Genomic DNA, 23,991 nt, shown 5'->3' with positions numbered 1-23,991 from the left:
AATAAAAATGGCGCTGTTTAAAAACAGCGCCATTTTTGTATCTAATACCAATCACAGTAAGTAAGTGATCAGAAATAGCGAAGGAAAAATGCTTGAGAACAAGGCAGAATTTTTTGATAAGTAGTTACTCTACAATCAAAAATTCTAACGTAGTTATCGAGCATTTTAACAAGTTAGAGCGATCAGTTATTTACTACGATTGGTATAACTAATCACGGTGATATTCATTAAAAAGTGAATGTCATACCAAGATTAAAGTTAGTTGCTAAGTCATAAGGAATATACGTATCGCTCATCGGGAAGTAGTTAAGATCTACTCCTGCTCTTAATCCTAATTGGTCAGTAGCTTGAAATACATAAGATGCTCCAATACTTGAGCCTAAAGCTCTTTCTTTTGTTGTTGCGCCTTTACTCGTTTTTTTGCCATCGTAATCAGCAAAACCAACTTCAAGTTGTAAACCGTGAATTTGAGATGCTCCAAACATATGTTGAACACCAAAACGGTATGAGTCGATTGTTTCATCATAAGTTGAACTGCTGTAAACGGTACGACCGTAACTAAGGTAAGCAGCATCAAAACCTAAAGCATCAGTAACACCAGCTTGAATACCAAAGCCGCCATAAGGGCCGATTTTAACTTCAGGAGATAGGTGGATATTGTTAGCAAAAGTGTTGGCACTAAACAGGGTTGCAATAGTAAGAACTAGATGTAATTTTTTCATTTTGGATACTCTCATAATTGTTTTAAAAAAAGCATCCGTGCTTTGTTTATGTAATGTGTTTTGATGGGGGTATAGTAAGAAAATTGTTCATTTGAGACTAATTACATGTCGTTATTTCAGTAATAATCACTAGTTATTAATAAATAATTAGTTCTATTCTTTATTGTTGATTTGATACTTAAAATTAGAAGAATAAATAGCAGGAAATAAGATGAAAGAAATGAATGAATAGTTTGAATATCTTAGTTTATTTTTAGTAGTTCTAATCAATTAGATCGCTAGATGAAATGAATAAAAAAAGCCTCTGGATGAGAGAACAGAGGCGAAGTTACCTAACGGTAAGTGTCAAAGACGGAAAGTAGAGTTGCAATAAAGCCTATTCTAAAAACTTCATCACTCCTTGATAAAGTAAATGTCGCAGTAACAGTAGTAATACGCTTGAATATCATTTCTGTTGACTGGTTTAGATAATATAAGTACTGATGAGAGTGAACCAATCATCTTTCATTATGTAGCTCATAAGGCATACTTATTTGATATTTGCTTCTGATAATAAATTTGTAATAAGCAGATTAACCCAAGCGTGTAGTGCATTTTTTTTATGTCTTTGGTGGAAATAGCTATAGATTGGGTAATTTAATGGCACATCATCAAGAGATAAATCGATTCGTCTTAAGCCTGAGTATTGATGAATTGGAAATAAGGAGGTGGAAGGGAAATACATGTCTGTATGCTGAACAACATCAACTAGCGCCATTGGTAGCTCTGAACGAAACCCTATCTTATGTTCAATATTCATCTTGGTTAGAAGCTCACTTGCTAAACTTTTGTTATCGTTCCAACCAGGAATAATTAAAGAAGCCAGTTCATATCCTTCAAAGTCATATGGTGTTGCAATCATTTTTTCTATTGGGTGATCTTTTCTAACAATGACGCATCCAGTTATTGTTATTAGACTTTTTGAAAGTAACTCTTTAGGAAATTTGTCATATTCGTAACTGATTGCGATATCTAATTTACCCTTGCTCAAATCATCAAAAGTAGATTCTGACCAATTGACCAGTTGTAAATCAACATTGGGTGCTTTTTCTCTGACCTCATGAAATAAAGCACCAGATAAACAGGTTAATACTTGAGGTGCTAAAGCAATTTTCAATGTCTTATTTAAATTTTCTGGTTGGAATTCTTGTGATGCATTTAATACCGACGATAGACCATCTAAATAAGGTTGGATATTTTCCGCTAATTCTTCGGCAAAGGGGGTTGGTTTAAGGCCATGGCGAACTTTAATAAACAGCTCATCATTGAAGTGGTTTCGCAATTTTTGCAATGCTTGGCTAATTGCCGGTTGAGAGACAAATAAGCGCTCAGAGGCTTTTCGCATATTTAATTCTTGGGAAAGAATTAAAAATGTCCTCAGCAAATTTAAATCCAATGTTGCGAATAGATCTTTTGCCATATTTACTTATTTCCTTATAAATAATTTGGTGTGTTTCCTTTAGGTCTCTTTCTATAGTACTTATATTATCATGTAAGACCAAGATTAAATTTATTACTATCGTATTGAATTAGTAGAGAAAATAACCTTTACCCCATTATGACCTGTAAGTTATTACAGTTGTAAAAGTATTCAGAATGAATGTAATTATGAGCTGTAAATTTATATGAAAGCGCTCTTCACACTTTCTTCACGATCTCTTCTTTATAGTAGCGACATTAACGAATTAACACCAAGCTCAACATCATAACTATAGGATTGAATTACAATGAAAAAGTATTTATTTTTGCTAATGGCTGCCACTTCAACAGCAACAATTGCTGCTCCATACGTAGGTTTAGAATACGGCCTAACAAACATGAGTCATGATTACTCAACAACTTTTTCAAATGACAATGTGTCATTAACTCCTGATGATTCTAGTTCTGCTTTTGGTGGTTTTGTTGGCTATCGTTTTAATGAATTTGGCCTTGAGTTAGGTTACAAAAAATTTGAGAGTGATGATTCTCGTAGTCAAATGCTAGTGTCTGATAAACCTGGTTATACTAAAGAGCGTGAGTGGGATGCTGATTTAGATGCAACTCAATTTACCTTTAAACCTGTGTATTTTTATAACATCAATGAAAAAGTACAATTAAAAACAGGCTTAGGTTTGACTTATACTCAATATAAATTTGATTCATCTGCGAATACTGAATATGAAAATGACCTAACAGATCATGAATTCACACAAGATTATGTTGCTGGTGATTCAAAATCTGAAAGCGTATTCGGCGGTATTGCAAGCGTAGGCATTGAATACATGGTAATTCCTAACCTTGCTTTAGGTGCTTCAGCAAGCTATCAAGTAGATAGTATTGCTAATTCTACTTCGTTCATGTTGAGTTCAGCTTACTACTTTTAATATAGCTCCATCGAATAGTTAAAGATTACAAATCTAAGTTAATTGGACATAATAAAATGAAAAAAATCGTATTAGTTAGTGCATTAGTTTTCGCTTCTTCAAGTGTTTTTGCTGCTCAGAACGCACCAGTTAAAGGTGGTTTTACTGGCCCTAGTTCAGTTTCTGTTAGTACGGTTCGAGCTGCACTTGATTCTGATGATGATGCAGCGGTTGTATTAACTGGCTACATTACGTCTTCTTTAGGTAATGAAGAATACCAATTTAAAGATGCGACGGGTGAAGTGAGAATCGAGATTGATAATAAAGACTGGAATGGTATTGAAGCTACACCAGAAACGAAATTAGTTATTCATGGTGAAGTGGATAAAGAGTGGACTGAGACAACTATTGACGTAAATACAGTTCAATTAGCTAAATAATTACTCGTTATTTTACTTATAAAAGCCAGAGTTTTTTGTACTCTGGCTTTTTTGTTTTTATTTTATGCGCTGCTTAACGGCATCAATTTTTTTAGAGTCAGTCACTGGGACAATAAAATCATCCAAATCACCGGCACCCATTTTCACGCCATCTAAAACCAGTTTCATTTTACTTGGTCGTGTGGACTTACCTGATAAGTGAATCTCTTTCACACCTGTTTTCTCTATTATTTCTTTTGCATTTTCTGCGGTGACACCTGCGCCAGCTAATATATCAAAACGTCCATTGGTGAGTTTAACCATATCTGCTAATACATTTATCCCATCATAGGCATTCGCTGCTAATCCTGAGGTCAGAATGCGTTCACAGCCAAGTTCTGCAATATTCTCAATCGCTTTTTTATAGTTAGAACATTGGTCTATAGCACGATGAAAAGTCACGCCTAAATCATTATCGTTGGCTATTTTCATTAAACGAGCTGAAAGTGGCATATCAATGTCGCCATTGGCTTTTAATACGCCAAATACAACGCCTTGTAAGCCTGCTAATTTAGCCGCTTGGATATCAGAAATCATGGCTGATATATCATCGTTATCATATAAGAAATCACCTTGGCGAGGTCTTATCATTGCATAGACAGGAATAGGGGAGATTTCAGCGGCTTTTTTCATAAAACCAAAGCTTGGAGTTAAGCCACCAAGAGCTAAAGAAGAGCAAAGTTCAATACGATCTGCTCCACCTGCTATTGCGTTATGTAGAGATTCTAGGTTGTCGATACAGACTTCAATTTGAATAGACATGATATAAAAAGATAAAGAAAGATACTTGTAGTGTAAGGGATAAACCAAGAAAGTAGTGTGAAGAGGGCGTCAGAATTGAATCTATATTAGAGTTAATAAGGGATAAATATGTAATTTTGCTGAAAACAAAGAAAAAGCCCTAAAGATAACTTTAGGGCTTTTAGTATTAGGCAAACTTTCTGATTTTTGGCTGTCGCATTTATATGCTTTTAATATTCTAGCCACATGCACCGTTGAGCATTAGGTGCATCGAGCTCTTTGTGGTAAGAGCTCTAATAGAATTACTTGCTTAGGTCGTCAGCGTGTTCAGATAGGAACGATGCAACACCTTTTGGAGATGCGTCCATACCTGCTTTGCCTTCTTCCCATTGTGCTGGACAAACTTCACCGTTCTTCTCGTGGAAGTTTAGTGCGTCTACCATGCGTAGCATTTCGTCAATGTTACGGCCTAGTGGAAGGTCGTTAACTACTTGGTGACGAACAAGACCATCTGCATCGATTAGGAAAGAACCACGGAAAGCAACACCAGCTTCTGGGTGCTCAACGTCGTATGCTTTACAGATTTCATGCTTAACGTCAGCAACTAGAGGGTATTTAACTTGACCGATACCGCCATCTTCGATAGCAGTGTTACGCCATGCGTTGTGAGAGAATTGAGAATCGATAGAAACACCGATTACTTCAACGCCTTTCGCTTGGAAATCTTCTAGACGGTTGTCAAAAGCGATTAGCTCTGATGGACAAACGAAAGTGAAGTCTAGTGGGTAGAAAAATACTACCGCTTTCTTACCTTTAGTGAATTCTGCGAAGTTGAAGTTATCAACGATTTCACCGTTACCTAGAACAGCTGCAGCAGTAAAGTCTGGTGCTTGACGACCTACTAGTACCATTTTTGAATCTCCTAAAAAGTTAGATATCCAAACTTCTTGTTTGGCTTTGTTTTTCATAACAAATGTTTCGACGGGACAAACTATAGTACAAAAGGTATGATTGAAAAAAGCGAATTAAATAGATTGATGTAATCGAGAAAAGCGATGAATAAATGGCCCTCATTAAAACAGCTACACTACTTCATTACTCTGCACGAAACGCGTCATTTTGGTGAAGCTGCAGAAAAATGTTTTGTTAGCCAATCAACCCTGAGTAAAGGGATACAAAACCTTGAAGAGTTGATCGGTTGTACATTATATGAAAGAGATAAAAAAACACTTGTTTTTACCCCAGTAGGTGAAAGAGTCGTAGAGCAAGGACGAGAATTGTTGGCAAAAGGCCAAGACCTGATTGAGCTAGGGTCTTTATGTCAAGGTGATTCAATGCAAGGTCAATTGCGTGTTGGTTGCATACCGACTATTGCGCCTTTTTTATTATGTGACTTAGTGCAAGAGGTGAATGAAAAATACCCTCAACTCACTCTATTACTAAGAGAAGATACGACGACGAATCTATTAGCGGCATTAAGACAAGGGCAATTAGATGTATTGATTCTTGCTCTTCCTGTTGATATCGCTGGAATGGAAAGTCTGGTTGTTGGTCAAGACCCATTTAAAATGGTAATTAGTAAAGACCAAGCGAGTTCTATTTCTACGCCTATTCGCTATGATGATTTGCCTGATGAGTTTGTTTCTTACTAGAGAAAGAGCATTGCTTAACAGAACATGCGGTTTCAGCGTGTAAGTTAACGAAGCGAGAAAAAATCAATCCATTCACCGCGACAAGTTTGCACACATTAGTACAGATGGTTGCTAATGGTTGGGTACTACTTTTATTCCTCAAATGGCGATTAAGCATGGATTACTCGATAATCAAAATTTAGTTGTCGTTGAGCCGCCAGGCCAAGAAGCATCACGTGATATTGGTTTAGTATGGCGCCCAAGTTCTTCTCGTTTGCAGGCGTTTCATCAGTTAGCTGATATTGTAGAAGATATTTTATAGTGAATTTCTTGATACAAGGCGATTATTTATTTTTATAAATAGTCGCCTTTCTACTTTTGAATAATGAAAGAAAATCGTGATCGCATTCTCACTTCTTTATATTTAAATAATATTACTTTAAATCAGTTTGTTTTATCTCTTCTTGTTGTCAGTCATCACTTCTGGCTTGTGCGCTTAGGTTGTGACACCTCCTTTTATAATATTCACTTCTATCCTGCTGTTTTACTTGTGAAATTAAAACTGTGAATTTTACATGTTAAATTTTACAACTTTATTTTTTGTAATTTAATTACGTATTTTTTAGATCTTGCGACCATTTTTATGTTGCTTGATTGTAAAAATTAAATTTTGACAATTATATCTATAGAGCATTTACTCATAATTCAATTTACGGATTTTTACTGATATTTTATCGGTTTTTCGAGTCTTTATTAGCCTTTAGTCGGGGTTGTAATTGATTCCGACTTTCGAGAATGTAATAAGCGTAAGCAAGAAAAGTAACCCACAGGATGATACATGAATACTAAATCGTAGTGTTTTAGTTACAAATGTAATTTTGCCGGAGGCGCAAACTATGACTGATACCATGACAATTAAAGAACAACAAATAACCATTACTAAGCCGCATTTGCCTCAAGTTGAAGAGGTGTTAACTGCAGGAGCTGTTCGATTTCTTACTCATGTTGTCGAAAAATTTGCACACCGGGTTCCTGAGCTTTTAGAAACTCGTCAGCTGCGTCAGAAAAAAATAGACGCAGGGAAATTGCCTAATTTCTTAAGTGAAACGCGTTCTATTCGAGAATCAGAGTGGAGTATTCAAGGCATTCCTGCAGATTTACAAGATCGCCGAGTAGAAATTACTGGTCCAACAGATAGAAAAATGGTGATTAACGCACTTAATGCCAATGTAAAAGTGTTCATGGCAGATTTTGAAGATTCATTAGCACCATCATGGGAGGCAGTACTTAATGGTCAGATTAATCTAAGAGATGCCATGAATGGCACGATTCAATATACCAACCCCAAAACTCAAAAAGTGTATCAACTAAAGCAAGATCCTGCGGTATTGATTTGTCGAGTTCGCGGTTTGCACCTTCCTGAAAAGCACGTGCTATTTAATGGTGTTGCAATACCTGGAGCTTTGTTTGATTTTGCTCTTTATTTTTATAACAACTATCAAACGTCTTTAAAAAAAGGCAGCGGTCCATATTTTTATTTACCTAAGTTACAGGCGTATCAAGAAGCGGCGTGGTGGAGTGATGTGTTCAGTTTTGCTGAACGTGAATTCGGATTAAAGCAGGGAACAATTAAAGCCACTGTTCTTATTGAAACATTACCTGCTGTATTTGAGATGGATGAAATTCTATATAGCTTAAAAGAACATATTGTTGGTCTGAATTGTGGACGTTGGGATTATATCTTCAGTTACATCAAAACATTAAAAAATCACCCAGACCGTGTATTACCGGATCGCCAAGTGGTGACCATGGAAAAACCGTTTCTCAATGCGTATTCACGATTACTCATTCGAACATGCCACAGAAGAGGCGCATTTGCGATGGGGGGAATGGCCGCCTTTATCCCATCAAAAGATCCAGTAAAAAATGACTGGTACTAAATAAAATTCAAACCGATAAATCATTAGAAGCCGATAACGGGCATGATGGTACTTGGGTCGCTCACCCCGGCTTAGCTGATACAGCAAGAGCAGAGTTTGATTCAGTACTAGGTGAACGAATGAATCAATTGGATATTACACGAGATACTGATGCACCAATTACTGCAGAGGAATTACTGGCACCATGTGAAGGAGAAAGAACAGAAGAAGGAATGCGTCATAACATTCGAGTTGCAGTGCAATACATTGAAGCTTGGATATCAGGAAATGGCTGCGTGCCTATTTACGGATTAATGGAAGATGCGGCTACCGCAGAAATATCACGAACGTCTATTTGGCAATGGATACAACATGGAAAAACACTAGATAGTGGTGCAGTTGTTACTGCTGAACTATTTAGAACCATGTTACTGGAAGAGATGAAAGTAATAGAGAAAGAATTGGGAACAGAGCGTTTTGATTCTGGCCAATTTACTCAAGCTGCAAAGCTGATGGAGCAACTAACCACCAGTGACCAACTTACGGACTTTTTAACACTACCTGGCTACCAATACCTATAAGAGAGGGAACGATTATGACGACATTTAAACCACAAACTCGCCAACAGCAAATCGATGCACTGGAAAAAGATTGGGCTGAAAATCCACGTTGGGATGGGGTAACTCGTCCTTATACGGCTGAAGAAGTGATTAATCTTCGTGGTCTTTTGCTCCAGAAAATACCATCGCACAAAAGGGTGCAGACAGATTGTGGGACCTAGTCAATGGTTCTTCTAAAAAAGGGTATGTGAATTGTCTTGGTGCGCTGACTGGTGGACAAGCAGTCCAGCAAGCAAAAGCAGGAATTGAGGCTATTTACCTGTCAGGTTGGCAAGTAGCTGCGGATAATAATACCGCATCAACCATGTACCCAGACCAATCTTTGTATCCCGTAGATTCAGTGCCATCGGTAGTGAAACGAATTAATAATGCATTTCGCCGAGCAGACCAAATTCAATGGTCTACAGGTGGAACACCTGAGGAGGGCATTGATTACTTTTTGCCTATTGTAGCGGATGCAGAAGCGGGATTTGGTGGTGTACTTAATGGTTACGAATTGATGCGTAATATGATTGAAGCTGGTGCTGCAGGCGTTCACTTTGAAGATCAGTTAGCATCAGTGAAAAAGTGCGGTCATATGGGAGGTAAGGTGTTGGTACCAACGCAAGAAGCGGTGCAAAAGTTGGTGGCAGCCCGTCTTGCTGCTGATGTAGCCGGAACTCGAACCCTCGTAATTGCTCGTACCGATGCTAATGCAGCAGATTTGCTGACATCAGATTGTGATCCATACGATCAAGAGTTCATTGAAGGTGAGCGGACACCTGAAGGTTTTTATAAGGTAACAGCAGGGATTGATCAAGCGATATCGAGAGGGCTAGCTTACTCTCCTTATGCGGATCTTGTGTGGTGTGAAACGGCGACACCTTGTTTGGAAGAAGCACGTAAATTTGCAGAAGCAATTCATGCAAAATACCCAAATCAGCTATTAGCTTATAACTGTTCTCCATCATTTAACTGGGAGAAAAATCTGGATTCAGAGACGATTGCGAAATTCCAACAAGAGTTGGCGGATATGGGATATAAGTACCAATTCATCACGCTCGCTGGTATTCATAATATGTGGTTTAACATGTTTGAATTGGCTCACTCTTATGCTCAAGGTGAAGGCATGCGTCACTATGTTGAAATGGTTCAACGTAAAGAATTTGAAGCAGCAGAGAAAGGCTATACTTTTGTAGCGCACCAACAAGAAGTAGGTACCGGATATTTTGATAAAATGACAAATACCATTCAAGGTGGTCAATCATCAGTAACCGCACTCACGGGATCGACAGAAGAAGAGCAATTTAAAACCAGTGCATAGGAATTAAGTAATTAATAATTAAAATAAATAGCACTAGCTGGATTTGAAGGGAGAATGGAGTCTCCCTTTCTTTTTGGCTGTTATTCGTCAAGCTCTAATGGATCAACCTCTTCTTGTAACTCTAATAAATTGATAGCGATAGAAACAAAATCAGAATCAGTAATAATTCCCACCAACTTGCCACGTTCCACAACGGGTAGGCAACCAACTTTATGTTTTTGCATAAACAGCGCCGCTTCTTTTAATCCGCCATATGGAGCAATGCTCATGACATTTTCATGCATGATGCTGTTTAATGGGATATCGAGGGTAGATACTTCTTCAAAAGTGGGCTTTTCTAAGCATGACGATTGAGCTGAAAGTAAGTCTCGTTGAGTAACAAGCCCAATTAAAGCGCCGTCAGTATCGACGATAGGAATGTGTCTAATACAGTGCTCGTCCATTAACGCTTTGGCATCTTCTAAAGAGTGTGAACGAAGCAGGGTATGAGGATGTGTCGTCATCATGTCTTTTACGGTAAACATAGTATGCTCCTGCTATTTCTTTGTCCTTATCTAAATATAGAATGCTAAAGAATAAAAAAGTGCGAGCTAGCTAGATTTTTTACTACATAAAGAGACTGATGAAACTTTCTCTGTTTGAGGTCAATTTTGACCTATTTTTTGAAAAAGTGAGAGGTATATAGCTTCATCCCTTGCTATTGCTCTGGGCGTGAATATACTACTCTGTCTGCCATTTTTGATGAAGAAGTAAACCATGCAAGTATCCGATTTCCATTTTGAATTACCTGATGAACTTATTGCGCGTTATCCGCAACCTGAGCGTACAGCAAGCCGACTATTACAATTGAATGGCAATAGTGGCGAACTTAATGATGGGCAGTTTACTGATATTCTTGATTTAGTTCAGGCTGGTGATTTATTGGTATTCAACAATACTCGAGTGATCCCTGCTCGTATGTTCGGTATGAAGGCTTCTGGTGGTAAATTAGAAGTATTGGTTGAACGTGTTCTTGATGAACATTCAGTTTTGGCTCATGTACGTTGTTCTAAATCGCCAAAACCAGGCACCATGCTTTTATTGGGTGAAAACCAAGAACATGAAGCTGAAATGGTTGCTCGTCACGATACCTTGTTTGAGATTCGTTTTACTTCAGATAAGAAAGTCTTAGATATTTTAGATGAAATTGGCCACATGCCACTTCCTCCTTATATCGATCGTCCTGATGAAGATGCGGATAAAGAACGCTACCAAACGGTTTATAACAAAAAGCCTGGTGCTGTAGCAGCTCCAACCGCTGGTTTACACTTTGATACAGAGATTTTAGAGAAAATGAAGGCAAAAGGGGTAGAATTTGCCTACGTAACCCTTCATGTTGGTGCTGGTACATTCCAGCCCGTTCGTGTGGACAATATTTTAGAGCACCACATGCACTCTGAATACGCAGAAGTTTCCCAAGAAGTTATCGATGCTATCAACGCAACAAAAGCGCGTGGTGGCCGAGTAGTTTCTGTGGGTACTACATCAGTACGTTCTTTAGAAAGTGCTGCGCAGCATGCTTTAAAACAAGGTACAGAGTTAGCGCCGTTTTTTGACGATACTGAAATTTTCATCTACCCAGGTTACGAATTTCAAGTGGTTGACGCTTTGGTGACAAACTTCCACTTACCTGAGTCTACACTTATCATGCTAGTAAGTGCATTTGCAGGCTACGAGAATACAATGAAAGCGTATGAGCAAGCGGTAAATAATAAATATCGTTTCTTTAGTTATGGTGATGCAATGTTCATCACGAAAAAAACAGCCTAGTTATTCTTGTTTCAGCCACAGCTAGTTTATTATGGCTGGTAAATAATTTATTCATTTCACTCACGGAGCCAGTGAAATATTAAGGAAAACAGGACGTTTTCGACCATGTAAACTGCTTTATCAGTTTACATGGAGGTGCCGCATTAACTTGTAGTTATTAATGTAGCAAATTAAACAAGTCGTCAGATTGTTTCTCTGGCTTATTGGAGGTTTCGTGAAATACGAACTGATCAAAAAACAAGGTCGCGCTCGTCGTGGTCAACTTCAATTTGACCGTGGTACGGTTGAAACTCCTGCGTTCATGCCTGTTGGTACTTACGGTACTGTTAAAGGTATGACTCCTGAAGAAGTAAAAGGCACCGGTGCTGAAATCTTACTAGGTAACACGTTCCATTTATGGTTACGCCCTGGTCAAGAGATCATGAAATTACACGGTGATTTACACGATTTCATGAACTGGAAAGGTCCAATTTTAACGGATTCAGGTGGCTTCCAAGTATTTAGTCTTGGTAAAACACGTAAGATCACTGAAGAAGGGGTTCATTTCCGTAGCCCTGTAAATGGTGACAAGATCTTTATGGATGCAGAGAAATCAATGCAAATCCAATACGATCTTGGTTCTGATGTGGTTATGATTTTTGATGAATGTACTCCATACCCAGCAACTCACGATGAAGCTCGTATTTCAATGGAACGTTCAATCCGTTGGGCTGAGCGTAGCCGTAATGAGTTCGATCGCCAAGAAAACCCAAATGCATTGTTTGGTATTGTTCAAGGTGGTGTGTACGAAGATCTACGTGATGTGTCTGTTGAAGCATTAACTAAGATTGGTTTTGATGGTTATGCCGTTGGTGGTCTAGCTGTTGGTGAGCCAAAAGAAGACATGCACCGCATTTTAGAGCATACATGTCCACAACTACCAGAAGATAAGCCACGATACCTAATGGGTGTTGGTAAACCAGAAGATTTGGTTGAAGGTGTTCGTCGCGGTATTGATATGTTTGACTGTGTAATGCCAACACGTAACGCACGTAATGGTCACTTATTTGTGACTGGTGGTGTGATCAAGATCCGTAATGCGAAACATAAAACAGATACAACACCACTAGATCCTGAGTGTGATTGTTATACTTGTCAAAACTACAGCAAGTCTTACCTACATCACTTAGACCGTTGTAATGAAATTTTAGGTGCTCGTTTAAATACGATTCATAACTTACGTTATTACCAACGTATTATGGCGAGTATTCGTAAGGCGTTGGAAGAAGATCGTTTTGAGCAGTTCGTAGAAGAATTCTACGCACGTCGTGATCGTGAAGTTCCACCATTAAAAGACCTTTAAAAGCAGAGTAATCACCCATATATCTAATGAGATATGTGTATGGTCACATTTTAGAAACTGGAAATTAGAAACTTAGATACGAGGACGTTATTAAATGAGTTTTTTCATCTCTCAAGCTCACGCAGCTGGTGAAGCAGCGCCACAAGGCGGTGGTATGCAAATGTTTATCATGCTTGGTATGTTTGCTGTTATCTTCTACTTTATGATCTACCGCCCACAAGCGAAACGTCAAAAAGAGCACAAAAACCTAATGGCTTCTATGAGCAAAGGTGATGAAGTTCTTACTGCAGGTGGCTTAGTAGGTAAAATCACTAAAGTATCTGAAGAAAATGATTACATCGTAATTGAGCTTAACGCAAACAACGAAGTAACAATTAAGAAAGATTTTGTTTCAGCTGTTCTGCCAAAGGGCACCCTGAAATCACTATAAAAATTATACCCTCTAACTTCGGTTAGGGGGTATTTTTCGTTAAGGACATCGCTGTGTTAAACCGTTTCCCTTTATGGAAGTATTTGATGGTAGTTTCTGTACTACTAATCTCTGCTCTCTATGCACTTCCAAACCTCTATGGTGAAGATCCAGCAGTTCAAATCACGGGTAGCCGTGGTACTGAGGTTCAAGCCTCTACGCTGGATGTTGTCGCTGAAAATTTAAAGAATAATGACATCGCTTATAAGTCAATTGCATTTGAAAATGGCTCTGTTCTTGTTCGTTTTAACGATACTGATGCTCAAATCAGTGCTCGTGATATTATTAATGAGTCTTTAGGTAAAGATTACGTTGTTGCATTAAACCTTGCACCATTAACTCCTGATTGGCTAACTTCTATTGGTGCTGCGCCAATGAAATTAGGTCTTGATTTACGTGGTGGTGTTCACTTCTTAATGGAAGTGGATATGGATGCGGCAATGAGTAAGTTGATTGGTCAACAAGAAGAATCATTCCGTACTGATTTACGTGAAGCTAAGATCCGTTACCGTGCCATTCGTGACTCAGGTAAGGATTCTGTAGAAGTGGTTCTTCGTAATGAAGAGCAATTAGCTGAAGCGAAAAAAGTGTTATCTGATGCTCACCGTGATATGACATTTGTTGAATCAGAGTCAAACGGTCAATTTAAGTTAATTGCAACGTTTACTGAGCAACGCTTACAAGAAATTCGTAATTACGCAGTTGAGCAAAACATCACGATTATTCGTAACCGTGTTAATGAATTAGGTGTTGCTGAACCATTAGTTCAACGTCAAGGTGCAAGCCGTATTGTTGTTGAGCTACCAGGTGTTCAAGATACTGCGCGTGCTAAAGAAATTCTAGGTGCAACAGCGACACTTGAGTTCCGTGAAGTGGATGATAAAGCGGATTTGGCTGCAGCAGCAAGCGGACGAGCACCTGCGGGTAGCGAAATCAAAGAAGATCGTAATGGTCGTCCTGTTGTTCTTAAAAAACGCATTATTCTTGGCGGTGCAAGCATTACAGATGCAAGCTCAAGTGCTGATGAATATGGTCGTCCTCAAGTAAACATCTCACTAGATAGTGAAGGTGGTAGCAAGATGACTGCGTTCTCTCGTAAAAATATCGGTAAGCTAATGGCGACGGTATTTACAGAGTACAAAGACAGTGGTCGTCGTACACCTGAAGGTCGCGTTATTCTTTCTAAGACGGAAGAAGTGATTAACCAAGCAACGATTCAATCGGCTCTTGGTCGTAGTTTCCGTATTACTGGTATCGACTCTCAAGCTGAAGCTCATAACCTAGCACTTCTACTTCGTGCTGGTGCTCTAATTGCGCCTATCTCGATTGTTGAAGAACGTACGATTGGTCCATCAATGGGTCAACAGAATATCGATATGGGTATTCAGGCGTGTATTTGGGGTATGGTTGCTGTAATGATCTTTACACTGGTTTATTACCGTGGTTTTGGTCTTGTTGCAAACTTAGCCTTAATGGCAAACTTGGTATTAATCATTGGTGTTATGTCGATGATCCCAGGTGCAACAATGACGCTTCCAGGTATTGCCGGTATCGTATTAACGGTTGGTATGGCGGTCGATGCTAACGTACTTATTTTCGAGCGTATTCGAGAAGAGTTGCGTGATGGACGTAATCCACAACAAGCAATTCACCAAGGTTATGCGAATGCCTTTAGTACCATTGCCGATGCGAACATCACAACGCTAATTACAGCTATTATCTTGTTTGCTGTTGGTACTGGCGCAATTAAAGGTTTCGCTGTTACGTTATCTATCGGTATTTTAACATCAATGTTTACTGCGATTGTTGGTACTCGTTGTGTGATTAACTTAGTTTACGGCGGTAAGCGCGTAGACAAGCTGTCGATCTAAGGACTCATTATTATGTTTCAATTAATGAAAGCAGAGAAAACGATCGACTTCATGCGTTGGTCTAAAGCTGCCTTCTTCTTTTCAATGTTGATGATTGTTGCTTCTATCGTAACGTTATCGACAAAGTGGTTAAACTGGGGCTTAGACTTCACGGGTGGCACACTGATTGAAGTTGGTTTTGAACAGCCTGCACAATTACCAGATATCCGTAGTGCATTAGAAGCGAAAGGTTTTGGTGATGCTACGGTTCAAAACTTTGGTACAGCACGTGATGTTATTGTTCGTCTACAACCTCGTGAAAACGTAAAAGGTGAAGAGTTAGGCAACCAAATCATCAGTGCAATTAAAGAAGGTACTGGTGAGCAAGTAGAGATGCGTCGTATTGAGTTCGTTGGTCCAAATGTGGGTGATGAACTTACAGAAGCGGGTGGTTTAGCTATCTTAGTTTCTTTGTTATGTATCTTGGCTTATGTTTCGATGCGTTTCCAATGGCGTTTAGCTGCTGGTGCGGTACTCGCTTTGGCGCACGATATCATTATTACGTTAGGTATTTTCTCTTTCTTACAAATTGAAGTTGATTTAACGATTATTGCAGCACTACTAACGGTGGTGGGTTATTCTTTGAATGATACCATTGTTGTATTTGACCGTATTCGTGAAAACTTCTTGAAAATGCGTAAGGGTGATTCTAACGAGATTATTAATGATGCGATTACGCAAACATTAAGTCGTACATTAATTACATCAGCAACGACGCTATTTGTAGTTATCGCTCTATTTACTCAAGGTGGGGCTATGATCCATGGCTTTGCTCTTGCATTGTTGTTAGGTATCACTATTGGTACGTATTCTTCTATCTATGTAGCATCAGCATTGGCTCTGAAATTAGGTATCACTCGTGAACACTTAATGCCAACGCCTATTGATAAAGAAGGCGAAGAAGAGTTTGAACAGATGCCTTAACGGTATTTTGTTTATCATAGAATAAAAAATGGACCACTACGGTCCATTTTTTTATGCTGCCTAAAAGCTTTAAAGTTTCTCTAAATCTTTTTCTATTTCTTCTATTTTGCTCGCTACTACTTTTTCTAAATGTTTTAAATCTTTTAGAATTTTCTTTTTCACATCGGTGGGAGTCTCTTTTTCTGGGCGAGTAATTTTGTTTAATTCATCAATGATAAGGGTTAAATTTCGATTGATTTCAGTTGTTTCTTTATAACGATGGCTACCGCTATCTACAAGCACATTTTTAACTTGGCGAGGGTATTTGAATTTTACGCTTTTAGCAAAGAGCTCACCTTTTTGCTTAGAAAAATAGATCTTCAATATGTCTTTATGGGCTTCTTGTCGTAGAGAATAACGTTCAATTTTTTCTGGTTCTGAAATTCCAAGGCTAACAAGGTGTGGGTACATGGCTTACTCCAATATTATTATATAGTTATCTGATTCCTCTAAATGAGCATTAACGATGAGAGTCGATATCACAACTGCTGTGAATGAAAGTTGTGGGATAGATCTTATCCATCCCACTTATTGTTTTTAGTTATTTGTATTATGAGCTTAATCTCGCTACATTTTTAACTAATGCTAATTCAAGCTCTGCTTGTTTTTCGTCGTCAAGTCGACCACCAACATCTGATGTTAGGATGAATAAATCTTCAGCTCGCTCACCAATTGTGGTGATCTTTGCGGCATGTAAATTGATTCCTAATTGAGCAAATGTGGCCCCAACCGTCGCTAATAACCCTGGAGTATCTAATGCAACAAACTCCATTAACGTCCTTTTCCCTGTTTTAGTTGGTAAAAACTCCATGCGTGTTTTTACATTAAAATGTTGAAGCTGGCGTGGCGGTCGGCGGGTTTTAATGTGCGTTGCTTGGTCATTTAGTTTAACGTCGTAAAGTTGATCAATTAATCTTTGTTGTCGTTCTTCATCAATAGGGTCATCATTTTGATCAAGAACCATAAAGGTATCGAGCGCATACCCATCTTTACTGGACATAACTTGAGCATCATAAATCGTAATACTACGTCTATCTAACTCTGCTGCTACAGTTGCAAAAAGATGCGGTTGATCTTTACTGTAAACAAAAATTTCAGTTCCGCCACGAGAGGCGTTTTTACTGATGAGTATTAATGATTTTTCTTTATCTTGATGACGAAGCAGATGGCTAGCATGCCATGCAATTTGTTTATGAGTATGACGTAAGAAATAATCCGCTTTAAATCGACGCCACAGAGCATCGACTTCCCATTGCGTGAACCCTTCACTACGAAGTTGTGCAGAAGCCATTTGTTGATTATGACGAATACGATCTCGTAAGTCTGGCGGGTTCTCTAGCCCTCTTCTCAGTGCTCGTTGGGTGGCATTATATAAATCTGCGATAAGTGAGCGTTTCCAACTGTTCCATAAATCCGGATTAGTCGCACAGATATCTGCAACAGTTAAGCACACTAAGTAATCTAAACGTTCTTCATCTCTAACTTGTTTTGCAAACTCAGTGATCACGTCAGGATCGTAAATATCACGACGTTGTGCCGTAACAGACATGAGCAAGTGGCTTTTTACGAGCCAAGAAACTAAATTGGCTTCCGGTTTTGATAGTCCATGGCTAATACAAAAATCATAGGCATCTACGGCACCCAGTTCTGAGTGATCGCCCCCACGGCCTTTTGCTATATCATGAAAAATGGCAGCTATGATAAGTAACTCTTTTTTCATTATTTTAGGGAAGATTTCACAGCAGATAGGGTGTTTATCTCGGTTTGTAGTATCCGAAAATTTATTAATATGCTTAAGCAGACGAATGCTGTGCTCATCAACTGTATAAGCATGAAATAAATCAAATTGCATTTGTCCTACAATATGGCTCCATTGAGGTAAGTAAGCAGAAAGAACCCCTAATTTATGCATGGAACTAAAGGCATTGTTTAATGCATTTGGGTGCTGAGTTAATTGTAGAAATTTTTCTTTGGCTTCAGGTATTTCACATAAAAAACGATTAAGGCGACGTCGAGCGGTTCGTAATTGACGCATTGTAGGAGGAGCAACTCCGTCAATGGTTGAGTCGTTCGCCATTAATAAAAACATGTCTAGTATGGTGTCTGGACGAGCTTGAAATAGAGCAGGCTTTCGAGCTTCAATTAATCGTCCACGGCGTTGAAAATCATCATCGATGATAATGGCATCGTCTTGCTCACCTTGATGAAGGATTGCTTGGTCAAAAATTTTGAGCAGCATGCTATTTAGCTCAGCAACACGACGTAAAGTTCGATAGAACTCTTTCATCATACGCTCTACACCGCGATTTCCTTCACCAATAAAACCTAAATGCTCAGCAACGGAAGCTTGGTGACCAAAGGTGAGTCGATTGTCGTATCGCTTCAGTTCAATATGCAACGCAAAGCGAATGCGCCATAAGAACTCTTGGCATTCTAATAATTCGCGATATTCTGCATCGGTTAAGAAACCAGCTTGACTCATCTCAAGTAGGGACGTTGCTCCAAAGTGGCGTCGAGCAACCCAGCTTAGGGTATGAATGTCTCTCAAGCCTCCTGGACTTGATTTTATGTCAGGTTCTAAGTTGTATGTGGTGTCATGGTAACGGCTGTGACGTTTTTTCTGTTCATCAATTTTAGCTTGATAAAACGACTCACTTGGCCAGAAACTGTCTGAATGTATTTTTAATTTTAGTTGGTGGGACAGTTCTTTATTACCACTGATGTAGCGAGCTTCTTGTAAGTTAGTCGCTACAGTTAAATCATTCTGACCTATTTCTATGCACTCTGTTATTGAACGAACACTATGGCCAACTTCTAATTTTAAGTCCCAAAGTAGAGTGACTAACTCTCCTACTTTTTGGCAAAATGCATCATTGGTATTGTTCTCAGTTAAAATGAGAATATCAATATCTGAAAGAGGATGAAGTTCACCCCGTCCATAGCCACCGACGGCGATCAGGGATGTATTTGCGATGTCATCAAATTTAAAAAATTGCCACAGTCGAGAGAGTAATTGATCAAAATAGTGAGATCGTTCAAGTACTAAATCTGAAACGGTTTTGTGCTGATGAAAAGCGTTAATTTGGTATTGGGAGAAAAGAGTAAGTTGTTGCTTTAGTTCGGTAATATTAAGCTGAGTATCGGATAAGGATAGGGGGATAGATATTTCATAGCAATCCTTGCTGATAAAAAAACAGAAGACCGAAGCCTTCTGTTTATTTGCGATTTGTTATTTGTTGTTCATGTGGCGAGGAATGGTTTCTTCAGCACGTAAAGTTAACACTTCACAACCCGTTTCGGTTACTAAAATAGTGTGTTCCCATTGAGCGGTATTTTTACCGTCGCCTGTGTATACTGTCCAACCATCGTTGTCGTCTTGAAGACAACCGAATTTACCTAAATTGATCATTGGTTCAATAGTAAATGTCATGCCTGCTTTTAATACAGTACGATCGCTGTTTTTGTAATGAACAACTTGTGGTTCTTCATGGAATTCAGAACCAATACCATGCCCACAGTAATCGCGCACGATAGAACATTTTGGTGTTGTGCCTTTGATGTATTTTTGAATAGCAGTACCAATTTCACCCAGTTTTACACCCGGTTTAACTTTACGCATACCAACATATAAACTCTCTTGTGCAATTAGACACAGGCGTTTATCTGTAGGGCTTACATCACCAACTAAGAACATCTTTGAAGTATCACCATGGTAACCGTCTTTGATTACTGTGATATCAATATTAAGGATGTCGCCATCTTTTAATACAGCAGGTTTTACAAAACCATTGTATTGTTCATCTTGTGATGCAGGAATACCATGACAAACAATATGGTTAATTGATGTACAGATAGATTTAGGGAAACCATGGTAATTTAATGGAGCAGGGATTGCGCCTTGAACTTCAGTAATGTGCTTATGGCAAATTTGATCAAGTTCTTCTGTTGTTACCCCAGCTTTCACATAAGGTTCAATCATTTCAAGTACTTCAGCGGCTAATTGGCCGGCTACGCGCATTTTTTCAATTTCTGCAGCGTTTTTAATCTTTACTGACATGGGCTTTTCTCTATCTAAAATTAAATCGTATTAAACGATAATGTATCTAAGTTTACCTAGGCGGCCTGTATCTTTCAATTATAAGGTGATGGGAATACCTAGATCAGTAAAATGATCCCTTAAAAATGAGTTATAAGAGAAAAATAGTGGATTTTAACAGCGTTTTTATGGTATAAAGCGCGCCGGATTGATGAACAATTTGTTGTTCTCAATACCAACTATACTTTTATTTTAAATCACACACATACCGACACGCAGTCCGGGTGCTCATTTTTTTGATTGTTTAATCTTAAAATAGAGTCGGATTATTAGCGGGGTATGTGGAGGCTTAACCCCATTTAACAGAGGAATTCTCAAAATGGCAACTGTATCAATGCGCGATATGCTTAAAGCTGGTGTTCACTTCGGTCACCAAACTCGTTACTGGAACCCAAAAATGAAGCCATTCATCTTTGGTGCTCGTAACAAAGTTCATATCATCAACCTAGAGCAAACTGTACAATGTTTAACGAAGCTTTAGCAGAACTTGCTAAAATCGGTAGCAAAAAAGGTAAAGTACTTTTCGTTGGTACTAAGCGCGCTGCATCTGAAGCTGTTAAAGAAGCTGCAATCAACAGCGACCAGTTCTACGTGAACAACCGTTGGTTAGGTGGCATGCTTACTAACTACAAAACTGTTCGTCAATCTATCAAGCGTCTAAAAGACTTCGAAGTTCAATCTCAAGACGGTACTTTTGAGAAACTAACTAAGAAAGAAGCGCTAATGCGTACACGTGATATGGAAAAACTAGAGAAATCTCTAGGCGGTATCAAAAACATGAACGGTCTTCCAGACGCGTTATTTGTTATCGATGCTGATCACGAACACATCGCTATTAAAGAAGCAAACAACCTAGGTATCCCAGTATTTGCTGTTGTTGATACTAACTCAAACCCAGACGGTGTTGACTACATTATCCCAGGTAACGATGACGCAATCCGCGCTATCCAACTTTACCTGAACGCTGCTGCTGACGCTGTTAAGTCTGGTCGTAACCAAGACGTTGCAGCTGTAGCTGAAAAAGACGGTTTCGTAGAAGCTGAATAATATTTTTTCGATTCGTCGAAATTATTATTTGCTCCTAGTGAGTCTTTTCGTTTCGTAGTAAACTGAAATAGTTAGCAGGGGCCCAATTTGGCCCCTGATTTTTAACTCCACCAATTAAATTGAGGAATTGAGAATGGCAACTGTAACTGCTGCTCTTGTAAAAGAACTTCGTGAGCGCACTGGCGCTGGCATGATGGAATGTAAAAAAGCGCTAGTTGAAGCGAACGCTGATATCGAACTAGCGATCGAAAACATGCGTAAATCTGGTGCTGCTAAAGCTGCTAAAAAAGCAGGTAACGTTGCTGCTGAAGGCGCAATCATCATCAAAGAAGAAAACGGCGTTGCTGCTCTTCTTGAAGTTAACTGTCAAACTGATTTCGTTGCTAAAGATTCTAACTTCACAGCATTTGCTGAAGAAGTTGTTGCTGCAGCTGTTGCAACTCAAGCAACTGTTGAAGAACTTCAAGCACAATTCGAAGAAACTCGTGTTGCTCTAGTAGCTAAAATCGGTGAAAACATCAACATCCGTCGCGTACAATACGTTGCTGGTTCTGCACTAGCTTCTTACCGTCACGGCGAGAAAATCGGTGTTGTTGTAGCTGGTGAAGGCGATGCTGAAACTCTTAAGCACATCGCTATGCACGTTGCTGCTTCTAAGCCTGAGTACGTTAACCCATCTGACGTACCTGCTGACGTAGTAGAAAAAGAAAAAGCTGTTCAAGTTGAAATCGCTATGAACGAAGGCAAACCTCAAGAAATCGCTGAGAAAATGGTTATCGGCCGTATGAAGAAATTCACGGGCGAAGTTTCTCTAACAGGTCAAGCTTTCATCATGGAACCTAAGAAAACTGTTGCTGAAATTCTTAAAGAGAAAGGCGCTTCAGTATCTAACTTCGTACGTCTAGAAGTTGGTGAAGGTATCGAGAAAGCTGCAGAAATGAGCTTTGCTGATGAAGTAGCTGCAGTACAAAAAGGTTAATTCCTTCTGTATTGTAACTGAAAGAGACCGTGGCTATGCTGCGGTCTTTTTGTGAATAGCTGTTACCTTTTACTATTGAATTATCAATAGAGGATAATCCAGTACTAAATGGTGACCGTTATTTTGACAACTCTAGTGAAAAGGTAAAATCCATGACGACGAACCCGAAACCAGTATATCAGCGTATTCTATTAAAACTTAGTGGTGAAGCACTTCAAGGCGAAGAGGGTTTTGGTATTGACCCTGCAACGCTTGATCGTATGGCTCAAGAAGTAAAAGAGCTGATCGAGCTTGGTGTTCAAGTTGGTGTTGTTATCGGTGGTGGTAACCTTTTCCGTGGTGCAGGTCTTGCAGAAGCAGGCATGAACCGTGTAGTAGGTGATCACATGGGTATGCTAGCGACAGTAATGAATGGCTTAGCGATGCGTGATGCACTACACCGTGCATACGTAAATGCTCGAGTAATGTCAGCTATCCCTCTTAAAGGTGTATGTGACGATTACAACTGGGCTGATGCTATCGCTCAATTACGTCAAGGCCGTGTGGTTATTTTCTCTGCTGGTACAGGTAACCCATTCTTTACAACAGACTCTGCTGCATGTCTACGTGGTATTGAAATTGAAGCTGATGTTGTTTTAAAAGCAACAAAAGTAGATGGTGTATTTACTGCTGATCCAGTATCTAACCCTGATGCAGAATTGTATGATAAACTGTCTTACAGCAGCGTTCTTGAAAAAGAATTAAAAGTGATGGACTTAGCAGCGTTTACTCTTGCTCGTGACCACAACATGCCTATTCGTGTATTTAACATGAACAAGCCTGGTGCATTACGTCGTGTAGTTATGGGTGAAACTGAAGGCACACTGATCAGCAACGCTGAATAATTCTCCTACGAATCAAAAATAATCAAGGTGATCTTGTGATTAACGAAATTAAAAAAGATGCGCAAGAGCGTATGGAAAAAAGTGTTGAAGCACTGAAAAATAACCTGTTAAAAATTCGTACAGGTCGTGCTCACCCAAGTCTTCTTTCTGGTATCTCAGTAGAATACTACGGTGCTCAAACACCATTAAATCAAGTTGCTAACGTTGTTGCGGAAGATTCACGTACGCTTGCAATTACGGTTTTCGATAAAGAACTTGCTGGTCTTGTTGAAAAAGCAATCATGATGTCAGATCTTGGGCTAAACCCAATGTCAGCTGGTACGGTAATCCGTGTACCACTTCCACCACTAACTGAAGAGCGTCGTAAAGACCTAGTTAAGATTGTTCGTGGTGAAGCTGAAAATGGCCGTGTTGCTATTCGTAATATCCGTCGTGATGCAAATGGTGATGTGAAAGCGCTTCTTAAAGAGAAAGAAATTTCTGAAGATGATGATCGTCGTGCACAAGATGAGATTCAAAAGCTTACAGATGCTGCTGTTAAGAGTATTGATGAAGTACTTGCAGTAAAAGAAAAAGAGTTAATGGAAGTATAATTGCTTTCATGCTCATTGTTCTCACTGATCTTTTCATTAAATTAATGATATGATGTCGGCGACGAACACCATAAGAAGCGCTGGGTGGAGACATCAGCGCTTT

Annotated in this window: 18 protein-coding genes and 4 pseudogenes; 14 read left to right on the top strand and 8 right to left on the bottom strand. The window is 39.1% G+C overall.

Features of this window, described 5'->3' with window-relative positions:
* Window positions 1–227 precede the first annotated feature (227 nt).
* Both AAFX60_010980 and AAFX60_010975 read right to left on the bottom strand, forming a co-directional pair.
* Entirely contained in the window at window positions 228–722 is a 495-nt protein-coding gene (locus AAFX60_010980; GenBank protein ID XDF77215.1) for a hypothetical protein, read from the bottom strand.
* 529 nt (window positions 723–1,251) lie between these two features.
* Window positions 1,252–2,181: a LysR family transcriptional regulator gene (locus AAFX60_010975; protein ID XDF77214.1), complete on the bottom strand. Its 930-nt coding sequence runs from the start codon at window positions 2,179–2,181 to the stop codon at window positions 1,252–1,254.
* A gap of 307 nt (window positions 2,182–2,488) precedes the next feature.
* On the opposite strand from AAFX60_010975, the gene AAFX60_010970 reads away from it, so the two are divergent.
* A complete protein-coding gene (locus AAFX60_010970) occupies window positions 2,489–3,124 on the top strand; it encodes an AcfA family outer membrane beta-barrel protein (GenBank protein XDF77213.1) in 636 nt (211 codons plus the stop codon).
* A 56-nt stretch (window positions 3,125–3,180) separates the two neighbouring features.
* A complete protein-coding gene (locus AAFX60_010965) occupies window positions 3,181–3,543 on the top strand; it encodes a NirD/YgiW/YdeI family stress tolerance protein (GenBank protein XDF77212.1) in 363 nt (120 codons plus the stop codon).
* A gap of 57 nt (window positions 3,544–3,600) precedes the next feature.
* Here the strand turns inward: AAFX60_010965 and AAFX60_010960 are convergent, their stop codons facing one another.
* Both AAFX60_010960 and AAFX60_010955 read right to left on the bottom strand, forming a co-directional pair.
* On the bottom strand, window positions 3,601–4,344 hold the full coding sequence (locus tag AAFX60_010960; GenBank protein ID XDF77211.1) for a copper homeostasis protein CutC: 744 nt from the start codon (window positions 4,342–4,344) through the stop codon (window positions 3,601–3,603).
* Window positions 4,345–4,625: 281 nt separating this feature from the next.
* A complete protein-coding gene (locus tag AAFX60_010955; GenBank protein ID XDF78932.1) occupies window positions 4,626–5,234 on the bottom strand; it encodes a peroxiredoxin C in 609 nt (202 codons plus the stop codon).
* Between the two features lie 144 nt (window positions 5,235–5,378).
* Between AAFX60_010955 and AAFX60_010950 the strand changes: the two are divergent.
* The 3 pseudogenes from AAFX60_010950 to aceA all read left to right on the top strand — a co-directional run bounded on the left by AAFX60_010950 (window position 5,379) and on the right by aceA (window position 9,796).
* Window positions 5,379–6,276: pseudogene (locus tag AAFX60_010950) on the top strand (hydrogen peroxide-inducible genes activator).
* A 574-nt stretch (window positions 6,277–6,850) separates the two neighbouring features.
* Window positions 6,851–8,454: pseudogene (aceB, locus tag AAFX60_010945) on the top strand (malate synthase A).
* 14 nt (window positions 8,455–8,468) lie between these two features.
* A pseudogene (gene aceA / locus AAFX60_010940) lies at window positions 8,469–9,796 on the top strand (isocitrate lyase).
* Between the two features lie 80 nt (window positions 9,797–9,876).
* On the opposite strand, the gene AAFX60_010935 reads toward aceA, so the two are convergent.
* The gene (locus AAFX60_010935; GenBank protein XDF77210.1) at window positions 9,877–10,320 is read right to left on the bottom strand and encodes a CBS domain-containing protein; all 444 of its coding nucleotides are present in this window, start codon (window positions 10,318–10,320) and stop codon (window positions 9,877–9,879) included.
* A gap of 232 nt (window positions 10,321–10,552) precedes the next feature.
* On the opposite strand from AAFX60_010935, the gene queA reads away from it, so the two are divergent.
* The 5 genes from queA to secF all read left to right on the top strand — a co-directional run bounded on the left by queA (window position 10,553) and on the right by secF (window position 16,250).
* Window positions 10,553–11,605: a tRNA preQ1(34) S-adenosylmethionine ribosyltransferase-isomerase QueA gene (queA, locus tag AAFX60_010930; GenBank protein XDF77209.1), complete on the top strand. Its 1,053-nt coding sequence runs from the start codon at window positions 10,553–10,555 to the stop codon at window positions 11,603–11,605.
* A gap of 214 nt (window positions 11,606–11,819) precedes the next feature.
* Window positions 11,820–12,947, top strand: a complete 1,128-nt coding sequence (gene tgt / locus AAFX60_010925; GenBank protein ID XDF77208.1) for a tRNA guanosine(34) transglycosylase Tgt — start codon at window positions 11,820–11,822, stop codon at window positions 12,945–12,947.
* Between the two features lie 94 nt (window positions 12,948–13,041).
* Window positions 13,042–13,377 carry a preprotein translocase subunit YajC gene (gene yajC, locus AAFX60_010920; GenBank protein ID XDF77207.1) on the top strand — a complete coding sequence of 112 codons (336 nt, stop codon included), beginning with the start codon at window positions 13,042–13,044 and terminating at the stop codon, window positions 13,375–13,377.
* Between the two features lie 53 nt (window positions 13,378–13,430).
* On the top strand, window positions 13,431–15,287 hold the full coding sequence (gene secD, locus AAFX60_010915) for a protein translocase subunit SecD (GenBank protein ID XDF77206.1): 1,857 nt from the start codon (window positions 13,431–13,433) through the stop codon (window positions 15,285–15,287).
* Window positions 15,288–15,299: 12 nt separating this feature from the next.
* Window positions 15,300–16,250 carry a protein translocase subunit SecF gene (gene secF, locus AAFX60_010910; GenBank protein ID XDF77205.1) on the top strand — a complete coding sequence of 317 codons (951 nt, stop codon included), beginning with the start codon at window positions 15,300–15,302 and terminating at the stop codon, window positions 16,248–16,250.
* A gap of 69 nt (window positions 16,251–16,319) precedes the next feature.
* Here secF and AAFX60_010905 read toward each other — a convergent pair whose 3' ends face one another.
* The 3 genes from AAFX60_010905 to map form a co-directional block, all read right to left on the bottom strand.
* Window positions 16,320–16,700 carry a DUF3461 family protein gene (locus tag AAFX60_010905; GenBank protein XDF77204.1) on the bottom strand — a complete coding sequence of 127 codons (381 nt, stop codon included), beginning with the start codon at window positions 16,698–16,700 and terminating at the stop codon, window positions 16,320–16,322.
* A gap of 139 nt (window positions 16,701–16,839) precedes the next feature.
* A complete protein-coding gene (glnD, locus tag AAFX60_010900) occupies window positions 16,840–19,455 on the bottom strand; it encodes a bifunctional uridylyltransferase/uridylyl-removing protein GlnD (GenBank protein ID XDF78931.1) in 2,616 nt (871 codons plus the stop codon).
* A gap of 63 nt (window positions 19,456–19,518) precedes the next feature.
* A complete protein-coding gene (gene map / locus AAFX60_010895) occupies window positions 19,519–20,346 on the bottom strand; it encodes a type I methionyl aminopeptidase (GenBank protein XDF77203.1) in 828 nt (275 codons plus the stop codon).
* Between the two features lie 358 nt (window positions 20,347–20,704).
* Between map and rpsB the strand changes: the two are divergent.
* From rpsB to frr, 4 genes and pseudogenes are all read left to right on the top strand, one after another.
* Window positions 20,705–21,432, top strand: a pseudogene (rpsB, locus tag AAFX60_010890) (30S ribosomal protein S2).
* Window positions 21,433–21,565: 133 nt separating this feature from the next.
* Entirely contained in the window at window positions 21,566–22,411 is an 846-nt protein-coding gene (gene tsf / locus AAFX60_010885) for a translation elongation factor Ts (GenBank protein ID XDF77202.1), read from the top strand.
* Between the two features lie 152 nt (window positions 22,412–22,563).
* The gene (gene pyrH, locus AAFX60_010880; protein ID XDF77201.1) at window positions 22,564–23,295 is read left to right on the top strand and encodes a UMP kinase; all 732 of its coding nucleotides are present in this window, start codon (window positions 22,564–22,566) and stop codon (window positions 23,293–23,295) included.
* 35 nt (window positions 23,296–23,330) lie between these two features.
* Complete coding sequence (gene frr / locus AAFX60_010875; GenBank protein ID XDF77200.1) at window positions 23,331–23,888, top strand: ribosome recycling factor; 558 nt, start codon at window positions 23,331–23,333, stop codon at window positions 23,886–23,888.
* The last annotated feature ends 103 nt before the right edge of the window (window positions 23,889–23,991 follow it).

Source organism: Aliivibrio fischeri (assembly GCA_038993745.2).
Classification (GTDB): domain Bacteria; phylum Pseudomonadota; class Gammaproteobacteria; order Enterobacterales; family Vibrionaceae; genus Aliivibrio; species Aliivibrio fischeri_B.
This window is presented reverse-complemented; position numbering and strand designations above follow the sequence as displayed.

Excerpts from the sequence above, each read along its gene's own strand:
- AAFX60_010980 (XDF77215.1), bottom strand. The coding sequence starts at position 722 with ATGAAAAAATTACATCTAGTTCTTACTATTGCAACCCTGTTTAGTGCC.
- AAFX60_010975 (XDF77214.1), bottom strand. The coding sequence starts at position 2,181 with ATGGCAAAAGATCTATTCGCAACATTGGATTTAAATTTGCTGAGGACA.
- AAFX60_010970 (XDF77213.1), top strand. The coding sequence starts at position 2,489 with ATGAAAAAGTATTTATTTTTGCTAATGGCTGCCACTTCAACAGCAACA.
- AAFX60_010965 (XDF77212.1), top strand. The coding sequence starts at position 3,181 with ATGAAAAAAATCGTATTAGTTAGTGCATTAGTTTTCGCTTCTTCAAGT.
- AAFX60_010960 (XDF77211.1), bottom strand. The coding sequence starts at position 4,344 with ATGTCTATTCAAATTGAAGTCTGTATCGACAACCTAGAATCTCTACAT.
- AAFX60_010955 (XDF78932.1), bottom strand. The coding sequence starts at position 5,234 with ATGGTACTAGTAGGTCGTCAAGCACCAGACTTTACTGCTGCAGCTGTT.
- AAFX60_010935 (XDF77210.1), bottom strand. The coding sequence starts at position 10,320 with ATGTTTACCGTAAAAGACATGATGACGACACATCCTCATACCCTGCTT.
- queA (XDF77209.1), top strand. The coding sequence starts at position 10,553 with ATGCAAGTATCCGATTTCCATTTTGAATTACCTGATGAACTTATTGCG.
- yajC (XDF77207.1), top strand. The coding sequence starts at position 13,042 with ATGAGTTTTTTCATCTCTCAAGCTCACGCAGCTGGTGAAGCAGCGCCA.
- secF (XDF77205.1), top strand. The coding sequence starts at position 15,300 with ATGTTTCAATTAATGAAAGCAGAGAAAACGATCGACTTCATGCGTTGG.
- AAFX60_010905 (XDF77204.1), bottom strand. The coding sequence starts at position 16,700 with ATGTACCCACACCTTGTTAGCCTTGGAATTTCAGAACCAGAAAAAATT.
- map (XDF77203.1), bottom strand. The coding sequence starts at position 20,346 with ATGTCAGTAAAGATTAAAAACGCTGCAGAAATTGAAAAAATGCGCGTA.
- tsf (XDF77202.1), top strand. The coding sequence starts at position 21,566 with ATGGCAACTGTAACTGCTGCTCTTGTAAAAGAACTTCGTGAGCGCACT.
- pyrH (XDF77201.1), top strand. The coding sequence starts at position 22,564 with ATGACGACGAACCCGAAACCAGTATATCAGCGTATTCTATTAAAACTT.